At 70.4% G+C, this 12,298-nt stretch carries 9 protein-coding genes; 4 read left to right on the top strand and 5 right to left on the bottom strand.

What is annotated here, in order from left to right:
- Positions 1–16 precede the first annotated feature (16 nt).
- Complete coding sequence (ppc, locus tag ACR9E9_RS01185) at positions 17–2,713, top strand: phosphoenolpyruvate carboxylase (RefSeq protein WP_435200856.1); 2,697 nt, start codon at positions 17–19, stop codon at positions 2,711–2,713.
- A gap of 9 nt (positions 2,714–2,722) precedes the next feature.
- On the opposite strand, the gene ACR9E9_RS01180 is transcribed toward ppc, so the two are convergent.
- Positions 2,723–3,265, bottom strand: coding sequence for a GNAT family N-acetyltransferase (locus ACR9E9_RS01180; RefSeq protein ID WP_435200854.1), 543 nt, complete (start codon positions 3,263–3,265; stop codon positions 2,723–2,725).
- A 176-nt stretch (positions 3,266–3,441) separates the two neighbouring features.
- Here ACR9E9_RS01180 and ACR9E9_RS01175 point away from each other — a divergent pair, with 176 nt between their 5' ends.
- From ACR9E9_RS01175 to ACR9E9_RS01165, 3 genes are read left to right on the top strand one after another with little or no spacing between them, the layout of a single operon-like run.
- Positions 3,442–4,416, top strand: coding sequence for an ABC transporter substrate-binding protein (locus ACR9E9_RS01175; RefSeq protein ID WP_435200852.1), 975 nt, complete (start codon positions 3,442–3,444; stop codon positions 4,414–4,416).
- The gene (locus tag ACR9E9_RS01170) at positions 4,413–5,360 is read left to right on the top strand and encodes an ABC transporter permease (protein WP_435200850.1); all 948 of its coding nucleotides are present in this window, start codon (positions 4,413–4,415) and stop codon (positions 5,358–5,360) included. The genes ACR9E9_RS01175 and ACR9E9_RS01170 overlap by 4 nt, the downstream gene beginning before the upstream one ends.
- Before the next feature lie 5 nt (positions 5,361–5,365).
- Positions 5,366–6,157 (top strand): ABC transporter ATP-binding protein, encoded by a 792-nt coding sequence (locus ACR9E9_RS01165; protein ID WP_435200848.1) that lies wholly within the window; start codon positions 5,366–5,368, stop codon positions 6,155–6,157.
- A gap of 217 nt (positions 6,158–6,374) precedes the next feature.
- Here the strand turns inward: ACR9E9_RS01165 and ACR9E9_RS01160 are convergent, their stop codons facing one another.
- The 4 genes from ACR9E9_RS01160 to ACR9E9_RS01145 form a co-directional block, all read right to left on the bottom strand.
- On the bottom strand, positions 6,375–7,724 hold the full coding sequence (locus ACR9E9_RS01160) for a flavin monoamine oxidase family protein (protein WP_435200846.1): 1,350 nt from the start codon (positions 7,722–7,724) through the stop codon (positions 6,375–6,377).
- Between the two features lie 198 nt (positions 7,725–7,922).
- Positions 7,923–8,555 carry a TetR/AcrR family transcriptional regulator gene (locus ACR9E9_RS01155; protein WP_435200844.1) on the bottom strand — a complete coding sequence of 211 codons (633 nt, stop codon included), beginning with the start codon at positions 8,553–8,555 and terminating at the stop codon, positions 7,923–7,925.
- 245 nt (positions 8,556–8,800) lie between these two features.
- Positions 8,801–10,393, bottom strand: a complete 1,593-nt coding sequence (locus tag ACR9E9_RS01150) for a GMC family oxidoreductase (RefSeq protein ID WP_435200843.1) — start codon at positions 10,391–10,393, stop codon at positions 8,801–8,803.
- A 109-nt stretch (positions 10,394–10,502) separates the two neighbouring features.
- Positions 10,503–12,242: an aldehyde dehydrogenase family protein gene (locus ACR9E9_RS01145; RefSeq protein ID WP_435200841.1), complete on the bottom strand. Its 1,740-nt coding sequence runs from the start codon at positions 12,240–12,242 to the stop codon at positions 10,503–10,505.
- Positions 12,243–12,298: the final 56 nt, after the last annotated feature.

Below are 12,298 nucleotides of genomic sequence, written 5' to 3'. Positions count from 1 at the left end.
TCGTTAGGGTGACGACGTGACCGACGCACCCACTCCTGACGCCACCGACGCCTCCGCCCTGCGGGCCGACATCCGCCTCGTGACCTCCCTGCTCGGCGAGAGCATCGTGCGGGCCGAGGGCCGCGAGCTCTTCGAGCTCGTCGAGCGGGTGCGCGCCGCGGTCAAGGACGAAGGGGAGGACCTGGCGGACCTGCCCGCTCCGGACCTCGAGGACACCGTCCTGCTCGCGCGGGCCTTCACCGCCTACTTCCACCTCGCCAACGTCACCGAGCAGGTCCACCGCGGTCGTCTGCTGCTGCGCGATCAGCGGGACGGCGGGTGGATCGGGCGCGCCGTCGAGCGGATCGTCGACGCCGGGATCGGGGCGGGTGACCTCGAGCAGGTGGCCACCACCCTTCGCGTCCGGCCGGTGCTCACCGCCCACCCGACCGAGGTGACCCGACGCTCCACCCTCGACAAGCTGAGGCGCATCGCCCGGCTGCTCGACGAGCCGGACTCGACGCGCCGCACCCGGCGCCTCGCCGAGTCCATCGACCTGCTGTGGCAGACCGACGAGCTGCGCGTCAGTGCGCCCGAGCCCGTCGACGAGGCCCGCAACGGCATCTACTACCTCGAGGGGCTCTCGCGGACCGCGGTCAACGACGTCGTCGAGGAGCTGCGTGACCGGCTCGCCGACGCCGGGGCCGCCCTGCCGCTCGACGCGATGCCGGTGCGCTTCGGCACGTGGATGGGCGGGGACCGCGACGGCAACCCGAATGTCACCCCCGAGGTCACGCGGGACGTGCTGCGCCTGCAGGCCGAGCACGGGATCCGGCTGTTGCGCTCGCGCGTCGACGGGCTCCGCCGGGACCTGTCGGTCAGCGGGCGACTGTCCACGGCGGACCCGGCCCTCACCGCGCGCCTGGAGTCGATGCTCGACGCGCTCCCGGAGGTGGAGCCGCGCTACCGCCGGCTCAACGCGGAGGAGCCCTACCGGCTGTACCTGACCGGGATCGGGGTACGGCTGGCGCTGACCGCCCAGCGGGTGGCGAGCGATGACGAGCACCGCCCCGGCCGGGACTACGCCGATGACACCGAGCTGGTGGAGGACCTGCTCCTGCTGCACCGCTCGGTCCTGGCCCACCAGGGTGAGATCGTCGCCGGGGGTGAGCTCGAGCGACTCGTGCGCACCGTGCGGATGACCGGGCTGACCCTGGCCACCATCGACGTGCGGGAGCACGCGAACAAGCACCACGAGGCCGTCGGGCAGCTGCTCGACCGCGTCGGTGACCTGCCCGGCCCCTACGGCGACCTCGACGGCGCCGGGCGCCTGCCGGTGCTGTCCGCGGAGCTGGCGGGACGACGCCCGCTCGCGCAGCGTCCGCTCCCGCTGGATCAGGCCGGGTCGGTGACCGCGGGCGTCTTCGAGGTGATCCGGTGGGCCCTGGACGCGTTCGGTCCGCGGACGATCGAGAGCTACATCATCTCGATGACCCGGCACGCCGACGACGTCCTCGCGGCCGTCGTGCTGGCCCGCGAGTCCGGCCTGGTCGACCTCACGGCCGGTGTGGCGCGGATCGGCTTCGTGCCGCTGCTCGAGACCGTCGACGAGCTGAGCACGGCGGAGGAGATCATCGAGGCGCTGCTGGCCGACCCCTCCTACCGCGAGCTGGTCCGGCTGCGTGGGGACGTGCAGGAGGTCATGCTCGGGTACTCCGACTCGAACAAGTCCGGGGGGATCGCCCCGTCCCAGTGGCAGATCCAGCGCGCCCAGCGCCGCATCCGCGACCTCGGGCAGCGTCACGGGGTGCGGATGGCTTTCTTCCACGGCCGGGGTGGGTCCGTGGGCCGTGGAGGTGGGCCGACCTACGACGCGATCATGGCGCTCCCCTTCGGCACCGTCGACGGCGAGGTGAAGATCACCGAGCAGGGCGAGGTCATCAGCGACAAGTACGCGCTGCCCGTCCTCGCCCGGCAGAACCTCGAGCTGATGATCGCCGCGACGCTCGAGGCGAGCGTGCTGCACCGTGCGGACCGTCGCACGCAGGAGCAGTCCCGTCGCTGGGACTCGCTCATGGACCTCGTCTCCGAGCGCGCCCACGAGCGGTACCGCGGGCTCGTGGAGGGGGAGGGGCTCGCGGAGTACTTCCTCGCGGCCACTCCCGTCGACCTGCTCGGCGGGCTGCACATCGGCTCGCGCCCCGCACGGCGTCCCGACTCCGGGGCGGGTCTGGACGACCTGCGCGCCATCCCGTGGGTCTTCGGCTGGACCCAGTCGCGCCAGATCGTGCCGGGGTGGTTCGGGGTCGGCACCGGTTTGGCCGCCGCCGACGACCTGGAGGAGCTGCGGGAGATGTACGCCTCGTGGCCCTTCTTCCGCGCCTTCCTCGACAACGTCGCGATGACCCTGGCCAAGACCGACCTCGACATCGGTCGGCACTACGTCACGGCGCTGGGGCCGAAGGGCGCCGAGGCGATCTTCGAGGACATCGTCGCCGAGCACGAGCTGACCCTGCGCGAGGTGCTCAAGGTGACCGGGGACGCGGCGCTGCTCGATCGGGAGCCGACCCTGCGCACCACCCTGGAGATCCGGGAGAACTACCTGCTCCCGCTGCACCACCTGCAGGTGCGACTGCTGGCGCGGATGCGCGCGGGCGAGGAGCATCCCGAGCTGGAGCGGGCGCTGCTGCACACGGTCAGCGGGATCGCCGCAGGGATGCGCAACACGGGCTGACCCCCTTCGTCAGGGCTGTCGGTCGGGCTCCGGCAGGACCATGGCGAGCACATCGGGTGCGTCGTCGTCGAGCCAGTCCGGGCGCCCGCGCCCGACCTCCAGCCAACCCCTGCGACGGTAGAGGCGCAGGGCCGCCGCGTGGGTGGGGACGACGTCCAGGCAGGGAGCGAGGCCGCGCCCGGTGAGGTCGTCGACGGCGGTGTCCAGCAGCGCCGCACCGACCCGCCGGCCCCGCACGGTGCTCGCGACGAAGAAGACACAGACCTCACCCAGCTCGGTGTGGGGACGCCCGTGGGCGTCCTGCCACGCCCGGATGATCACGGCCTGGTCAGCGCTCACGTCGCTCGGGCTGCGCGGGCGGGAGAGCGCGATGTGCCCCACGGGGACGCCGTCGACCTCGGCGACCCAGGCGGAGGTCTCGCCGGGGCGGACGATGAAGTCCCGTGGCGGGAACGGAAGGGGGTTGCGGTAGGGGTAACCCGAGGTGACCTGTTGCTCGAGGAGGACCTCCCCGAGTGCGGGCAGGTCCTCCTCGCGGCGCGGACGGATCATCGCGTGCATCGGGTCGGCTCCGGGTCGGGGTGGGGCGAAGGGAGCTCGCTCGAGCCCAGGGTGATGGTGGCACGATTCCCCTGTCACCCCGATGTCCGGCAACGAGTACTCTCCTGTGCGAAGCAACGACGCATCCTCCCTCACGACTTCCCGTGACCGTAGACAAGGCATGGCACATGGCTATCCGACGCCCCACGTTCCTCACCGCCCTGGTCGCCAGCTCCGCGCTGGCCCTCACCGCCTGCTCGGGTGGATCCGGCGGCGGGGGTGACGACGAGTCCTACTCGATCGGCATCAACCAGCTCGTCCAGCACCCCGCCCTCGACGCGGCCACGGCCGGGTTCAAGGAGTCCTTCGAGGAGGCGGGCGTCGATGCCACCTTCGACGAGCAGAACGCCAACGGGGAGCAGGCCACGGCACTGACCATCGCGCAGCAGTTCTCCGCGGACGACCTCGACCTGGCGCTGGCGGTGGCCACCCCGGCCGCGCAGGCCATGGCGCAGAACATCACGGACACCCCGCTGCTGTTCACCGCCGTGACGGACCCGACCTCCGCCGAGCTCGTGGACTCGGACAACACGCCCGGCGGCAATGTCACGGGCACCTCGGACGCCGCGCCGATCGACAAGCAGCTGGAGCTGCTCAAGGAGATCGTCCCGGACGCCAAGAAGGTCGGCATCGTCTACGCCTCCGGCGAGGTCAACTCGAAGGTCCAGGTCGACCAGGCGAAGAAGGCCGCTGGCCCCGCCGGTCTGGAGATCACGACGCAGACCGTCACCACGGTCAACGAGATCCAGCAGGCCGTGAAGGCCCTGGGCGACGTGGACGCCATCTACGTCCCGACCGACAACATGGTCGTCTCGGGCATCGCCTCGCTCATCCAGGTGGCCGAGAACAAGAAGATCCCGGTGATCGGCGCGGAGTCGGGCACCGTCGAGGGCGGCGCCGTCGCCACGCTGGGCATCGACTACACCGAGCTCGGCCGGCAGACCGGTGAGATGGCGCTGCGCATCCTCCAGGACGACGAGGACCCGGCCACCATGCCCGTCGAGGTCGCCACGGAGTTCACCTACGTGGTCAACGAGGACGCCGCCAAGCGTCAGGGCGTCACCATCCCCAAGGACATCCTCGACGAGGCCGAGCGCCAGTGATCGGCGCCGTCGAGGTCGGCCTCATCTACGGGGTCATGGCGCTCGGGGTCTACCTGACCTTCCGCGTGCTCAACTTTCCCGACCTGACCGTCGACGGCAGCTTCACCACGGGCGCCGCCACCGCGGCCATGGGGATCCTCGCCGGGTGGAACCCGGTGCTCGCCACGCTCGCCGGGTTCGCGACCGGGTTCCTCGCGGGCACGGTCACCGGGTTGTTGCACACCAAGGGCAAGATCGACGGCCTCCTCGCCGGGATCCTGACGATGATCGCGCTGTGGTCGGTCAACCTGCGGATCATGGACGGCGCGAACGTGCCGCTGCTGCGTCAGCAGACGGCGTTCACGCCGATGCGCGAAGCCGGGATCCTGGGTACGTGGAGCGGCGTCGCCGTCCTCGCCCTGGCCATCACCGGCCTCGGCCTCGTCGTCGTCTGGTTCCTCACCACCGACCTCGGCCTGTCCATCCGCGCCACGGGTGACAACGGCCCGATGATCTCCTCGTTCGGCGTCTCCACCGACTTCACCAAGACCCTCACGCTGGCCCTGTCCAACGGGTTCGTCGGCATGTGCGGCGCCCTCATCGCCCAGTACCAGGGTTTCGCCGACATCAGCATGGGCATCGGCCTGATCCTCGTGGGCCTCGCCTCGGTCATCATGGGTCAGGCGGTCCTGAGCCAGCGCACGCTGCTCCTCGCGGTCTTCGCCGTGGTCGTCGGCGCCGTCCTCTACCGGCTGATCATCTTCGCCGCGTTGCGCGTGGGGCTCGACCCGAACGACATGAAGGCCATCACGGCACTGCTCGTCGTGGGCGCCCTGCTGGTCCCGCGCTGGAAGGCGATGGGCAGCCGGTTCGGCAGGGGACCGACCGCGACTACCACCGCCACCGAGCGGGCGGCCTCCGGTGCGGAGACCTCCGTCGCGGCGACCTCGGCGAAGGGGGCCTGACCGGGATGCTGTCCGTCACCGACGTGTCCAAGACCTTCTTCCCCGGGACGGTCAACGAGCGCACAGCGCTCGATCGACTGAGTCTCACGCTCGCGGAGGGGGAGTTCGTCACCGTCATCGGGTCCAACGGCGCCGGCAAGTCCACCCTCCTCAACGCCGCCGCCGGCCGGCTGCTCGTGGACTCCGGGGTCATCGAGATCGATGCCAGGAATGTCAACAAGCTCGCGGACCACAAGCGCGCCAAGTACGTCGGTCGCGTCTTCCAGGACCCGTTGGCCGGCACCGCACCCAACCTCACCGTGGAGGAGAACCTCTCGCTCGCGCTCCAACGTGGCCGGCGTCGCGGACTGGGACCGGGTCTGACCAAGAAGCGCAGGGCCGTGTTCGTCGAGGAGCTCGCGTCGCTCGAGCTCGGGTTGGAGGACCGGCTCACGGCCAAGGTCGGTCTGCTCTCCGGCGGGCAGCGCCAGGCGCTCTCCCTGCTCATGGCCGGTTTCACCCAGCCGCGGATCATGCTGCTCGATGAGCACACGGCCGCCCTCGACCCCCAACGTGCCGCGCTGGTGACGAACCTGACCGAGCGGATCGTGGAGCAGGGTGGACTCACCACGCTGATGGTCACCCACAACATGGAGCAGGCCATCCGGCTGGGCGACCGGCTCGTGATGATGCACGAAGGACGGATCGTCTACGAGGCGGACGCCGAGACGAAGGCGAAGCTCACCGTGCAGGAGCTGCTCGAGGAGTTCGCCAACGTCAAGGGAGCGACGCTGTCGGACAAGGCCTTCCTGGGGTAGCCGGATCCGTGCGCTGCCAGTCGATCTCGATGTCTGCGTCGGTTTCGAAGACGTCTTGGTGCCCAGCCACTCCTTCGCCGCTGTGACCATGGACCTCAGGGGCTGCGGTCACCGTGTCGGTCTGCTGGCCCGGTGATCGGGACTTGGTCGGGGGATCCCGCCTCGGGCCCGGTGTGTTTCCAGGTGAACGTCGAGGGGACGACGCCCCGAGGCTCACCTACGACAGCTCGTGGAGGACCTCGTTGGCTGCTCGTGTCCCGGACCGGATGGCTCCGTCCATGTAGCCGTTCCAGATGTCAGAGGTCTCGGCCCCTGCCCAGTGGATCCGGCCGACGGGCGCAGCCACCGCCTTGCCGTACTCGGTCCAGACGCCCGCGCCGAGGCGGCCGCCGTAGCAACCGCGGGTGAACTCTTCGGACATCCAATCCTGTTCCTGGATGTCGAAGGGGTGAGCGGCCTGGGGACCGAAGTACTTGACCAGGGCGCGGAGCACCAGGTCCCGGCGCTGATCCGAGGTCATCTCGGCCGCGTCGCGGGCATGGGTGCCCTCCAAGAACCCGACCAACACGCCACAGGAGCCGTCGTGTGGCGAGTTGTCGAGAACCACGTTGAAGTCGTCATCGAGGCTGAGCACGAAGCCGTTCAGGCCTTCTTCGCGCCAGAACGGCGTCTCGTAGCCCACGTGGAACTTGATCACGGACCCGGCCGGGAACTGCTGGGTGAGAGCGTCGCGCCTGGAGGGCAACGGCGGCACATAACGCACCCGTCCGGCGAGCGTTTGCGGGATGGCGACGATCACACGCTGGCCGGTGACCGAGCCGTCCTCGAAGTCCACCCGGACTCCGTCGGAGTCGTGGGTGATGGTGCGTACCACGCTCTCCAGCCGAACCCGGGCGCCAAGATCCTCGGCCAACCGTTCCGAGATCAGGTGGGTTCCGCCGACGACTCGGCGCTCCTGGGCACCCCCGGTCGTGGCGACCAGGGTCTCGAGGCTGGTTCCGGACCGGACGTAGAAGAGGAAGTGGAGCAGGGAGAGTTCCGGGGACTCTGCAGAGAAGACGGCGGGGACGAGAACGCGAAAGAAGCGCAGAGCGAGACCGTCGTCGGTGTTCGCACACAACCACCCATCCAGGGTCTGGCGGTCGAAGTCAGTGCCGTGGGTCGTCTCCCATGGGGACTCGGGTGGGACGGTGGCGGCGATTTCCTCGATCTTCGTCCACAACCGTCCTACCTCTTCGGCGGTCTTCTGCGGCAGACCGAAGCTCTCGTCACGATAGCGGGACCGTTGGCCGTCGAAGAAGGTCAGCGCGGCTCCCTCGTCGTAGGTCGGGAAGGTTTCCAGGCCCAGGTCATCGATCAACGCAAGAACGGCATCCTGGGTCGGGCCCACCCACTGGCCCCCGAGTTCGACGTGGACGCCGTTGCTGAGCGCCCCTCCGAGAGTGCGTCCGGCCACCCGGTCGCGCGCCTCCAAGACGGTCACGGTCCGGCCAGCAGCCTCCACCGCCCGGGCCGCGCTCAAGCCAGCGAGCCCCGCGCCGACCACCACCACATCCACATCAACCATGAGACAACGCCCTCCCAGAGTCATTCAGTCGTATGACTGAGAACGGTAGACTCGCCACGCACCGCTGGCAAGGGTCTGGACGGTATGGACCACTACTCGGGTCGTCTGAGTGGCTCCGGGCCGGGGCCGAGCCAGCCGGTCGTGCCGCTGATCTTCGACTCCGACGACGAGACCCCCTGACGGGGAGAACTCACCTCCTCACGATGAGGTGACCTCCACCGCAGCTCTTGCCGGACGGGTGTCGGCAAGCGTGACCAGCATCGTGATCACGGAGTCGAGGCACTCGCCCGACCGGACCTCATCGGGGTCGCAGATGTGTTGCAGGATGATCCCGTCCACGCTGGCCACGAGAACTCTGGCGAGGCGCTCGAACGGCACGGCGCACACCTCGTCGGCGAGGGTGGCTGCGGTCTCGCACCACGTGGCCACAATGCTGACGTACCGCTGGTACTGCCAGCCGGCGAGCGACTCGAGCCCCGGCGTCCTCAGCGCGTCCGTGACCAACTCGTACTGAACCAGCTGCAGTGTCGGTCGATCGGTCACCAGGAGGTGCCAGAACCTGGTGAGTCCCAGACGAATTGCCTGCTCGAGCCCGTCGTCGAGATGAGCCGACGACTCGAGAACCCCCGCGATCTCCTCCACGACGTCCTCGATCACGGCGCGAAGAAGCAATTCACGCGATGGGAAGATGTACTGCAGTGTGCCGAGAGGAACGCCCGCCTCAGCGGCCACCGCGCGCATCGACGTTCGAGCCACCCCGTCTCGGGTCAGCGCGACACGGGCCGCGTTCACGATCTGGCCGCGCCGCACAGCCGCTTCCACGTATGCCACGATCCTCCTCATCTCAGTCGACTGACCGACAATATGCCACAGGCCTCGCGAGATGACTCGAGATGGATCGCACCCACCTCTCGCAGGCGGGCAGCCGATCCTCTCCGAAGCTGACGCAGCCGTTCAGGGGCCCCGGGCAATCCGGTGGCCATCGACGGGATCGAAGCACGCCTGGCCCGCCAAGGGCCGAGCCGCGGACGCGATGAAACCCCGCGACGAGACGTGGCGGCAGGGCCGATCCCGGTCTAGGTGCGGCCGGCTACCAACAGGTCGGCCGCGCGCTCACCGATGACCATGCACGGCGCCTGCGTGTGGCCGCGGATGATGCGCGGCATGATCGAGGCATCGGCGACGCGCAGGCCCTGGACGCCGCGCACGCGCAGCTCCGGGTCGACGACCGAGTGCTCGTCCGTGCCCATCCGGGCCGTGCTCGTCGGGTGGTAGAGCGTGTGGGAGTGGTTGGCGAGGGAGAGCTCCGCCCGCTCCTCACGCCCGACGTCGTCCCCGCCCTCGGGCACGAGGTAGTGCGTGCCGGTCGCGGCGGACAGCGCGGGGGTCTCCAGGAGGTCGGCGCAGATCCCGAGCCCGGCGAGGATGGCGGCCCGGTCCTTGCCCTGCGGGTCGGTGAGGTAGCCGGGGTCGATCGTCGGCTTGTCCAGCGGGTCGGCGGAGGCGAGGCTGACGCGGCCGGTGCTCTCGGGCTGGAGCAGGATCGCGCCCACGGTCAGGCCGTGGCCGGTGGCGGGCTCGAGCCCTTCGTGGACGAAGGGGGCGGGCGCGAAGATGATCTCGATGTCGGCCAGGTCGAGGTCGGGCCGGGTGCGCACGAAGCCGTAGGCCTCCGCGACGTTCGAGGTGAGCATGCCGCGACCCCGGACGAGGAAGTTGAGCAGCTCCGCGGGCTTCTGGGCGGTGAAGAGGGTGTCGCCGTCGGTCTCGATGATCAGCGCCGAGATGAGGTGGTCCTGCAGGTTCGCGCCGACCTCGGGTGCGTCGACGAGGACGTCGATCCCCAGGGCCTCGAGCTCGGCTGCGGGGCCGATGCCCGAGAGCAGGAGCAGCTGTGGGGTGTTGACGGCGCCGCCCGAGAGGACGACCTCGTGATCGGCGAAGACCCGCTGCGTGCCGCCCCCGGCGGCGTACTCGAGCCCGATGGCCCGGGTGCCGTCGAAGAGGACCTTCGTGGCCTGTGCGCCGGTGCGCACGGTGAGGTTGGGCCGCTTGGCGGCGGGGGTGAGGTAGGCGTCTGCCGAGCTGAATCGCTTGCCGCGCTTCTGGCTGACGCGGGTCTGGCTGAAGCCCTCCGGCCGGGCGCTGTTGGGGGGCTCGACGGTGTATCCCGCCTGCTCGACGGCGGTGAGGAAGGTGGCCGTGTGCGAGCGGGGGCTGCGCTGGTGCTCGACACGCACCGCCCCACCGGACCCCTGGTCGGGGTCGGTGTTGCCCTCCACGCGCTCGACGCGGCGGAAGTAGGGCAGCAGCGCCTCGTAGGACCAGTCCTGACCGGCCCGCTCGGCCCACCCGTCGTAGTCGGCGGCGTACCCGCGCACCCACATCATGGCGTTCATCGACGTCGACCCGCCGAGCACCTTGCCCCGCGGCCAGTAGATGCTCCGCGCGCCGAGGTGCTCCTGCGGTGTGGTGCCGTAGTCCCAGTCGAGGGGGGACCTGAAGAGGGTGGAGAAGGCCGCGGGGATGTGGACCTCCTGCTTCTTGTCGGGGCCGCCGGCCTCGAGCAGGAGCACGCTCGTCGCGGGATCCTGGCTCAGGCGGGCCGCGACGGCGGCGCCCGAGGCTCCGGCGCCCACGACGATGTAGTCGAAGCGGTCTTGGCTCATGTCTCGTCCCTGGGTGGAGGTGGCGGTCCCGCGTCGCGGGACCCTGGTCCTTCATGCACCCAGGGACCGCATCTGCCTAGGCAGATGCGACTCCCGGGCCGTCGTGGGCTCAGCCCCGGAAGGCGGAGGCGAAGATCCCGGGCAGCTTGGCCCAGGAGGGTCCGGCCATGAAGCGGGTGAGCAGCCGACCGGTCCGCTGCGCGGTGCGGGCCGAGACGAACCACGGCGGCCTCGGCGAGAGGGAGAACTCCCCGCCGAGGACCGAGCGTGGGAACGGGCGGAAGGGGCCCCGGACGACGGTCCGCTCGGTCTCCCTGAGCAGGAAGGCGTTGTGCACGACCCCGATCCCGCTCTGGACGTCCTCGAGCGTGTGGCCGGGGAAGGCGCCCCACGGCGCGTTCGCGGTGAGGAACCCGACGGCCGTCCACGCGTTGACCGCGATGGTGCCGTACTCGAGCCGCGCGAGCGCCTCGTCGAAGCCGTCGCCGAGCTGCTTGAGGGTGGCCGGCGCGGCGATGATGTTGGCGCCGAGCGTGCCGACGAGCGCCTCGTTGGCGTGGTCGATGGCGGCGTCGAGGAAGGCCTGCCCCGTCCCGGGGACATCGACGATCCCGAGGACGGGGGAGAAGTACTCCGTCCTCTCGAGGGCGGCTGCGGACTCCCGGTCGTGGGCGTCGACGAGCAGTCGACCGCCGGTGCGCCCCAGGCGTTCGGCGTCCTCGTAGGTCGAGGACGCGCCGGCCACGCGGTCGTCGCTTCCCGGGTACCACGGGACCCGCTCGGGGGCCTTCGTCAGGGCCCGGCGCAGCTCGGCGACGAAGGCCTCGCGTTGCGGCCAGTCCTTGCTGAGGACGACCACCTGGCCGGCGATGCAGTTGTAGCCGCCGTTGTGCAGGCGCTGCGTCGCGACGTGCTCGGCCTGGAAGCGCAGGTCGGCCGCGGACCACGTCCCGGGGACGACGATGATCGGCGAGACCCCGCCCAGCTCGCTGGTGATCGGCTTCTGGAGAAGGGGGGTCCCCCCTTCGCGCCGTGTCGCACCCTCGGGGCCGGGACCCCACACGACGACGTCGTGGGTCGCGGCGCTCCCGGTGATGTGCACGTGCTCGATGCCGGGGTGGTGGGCGAGGTAGCTGCCCACGTCACCGGCGCCGGTCGTGATCGTCAGCACGCCCAGGTCGATGAGGGGCTTGAAGGCGGCCGTGTAGGCCGGCAGCAGCTCGTTCATCGTCGGGTTGAGCTTGAGCAGGACGACGCGGTTGTGGGCGATCAGCTCGTAGAGCACGTCGAGCGGGGCGATGGAGGTGATGTTGCCGGCGCCGAGGACGAGCCCGACCCCACCGGTCTCCGTCGGCGTGAGTGCGCCGAGCCCTGCCGTGGTGCGCACCTGCTCCGGCGTGACGCCGGGCTTGATCCACACGTCGGCGCTGAAGCCGTGGAGCAGCAGGTACTCGTAGGCGTTCGTGGGCAGGGCGGGCACGGTGACCCGGTCTCCCGGGGCGGCGCCGAGCGTGGCCGTGTCGAGAGGGCTCCTGCCGTCGGCGATGGCCGTCACGCTGTGCTGGAGCGCCAGCAGGGACGACAAGGTGGCGTACGGGCCGGAGAGCCACTCCTCGCCGACGAGCGGTGAGTCCGGGTCGAGGTTCTTGGCGCGGACCGCGCCGGCGACCCAGTTCTCGGCCTCGGCGGCGACGGACCTGTGCACGCGACCGAGCAGGGCCGCTCTGGCGGTGAGGCCCATGCCGGCCCAGCGTCGCGCGCCCGCCTGCAGGCCCTCGATGCTCGTGTCGAGGAAGCGCTGGGTGTCTTCGTCGAGGACGGACGTCGCGCTGGGGTTGGTGGTCGTCATGAACGCTCCCGGGTCGGGCTCGGTGGCCCCGTCCACGCACACCGGTGCGCCGACGG

The organism is Janibacter sp. GS2, from assembly GCF_051200835.1.
Classification (GTDB): domain Bacteria; phylum Actinomycetota; class Actinomycetes; order Actinomycetales; family Dermatophilaceae; genus Janibacter.
This window is presented reverse-complemented; position numbering and strand designations above follow the sequence as displayed.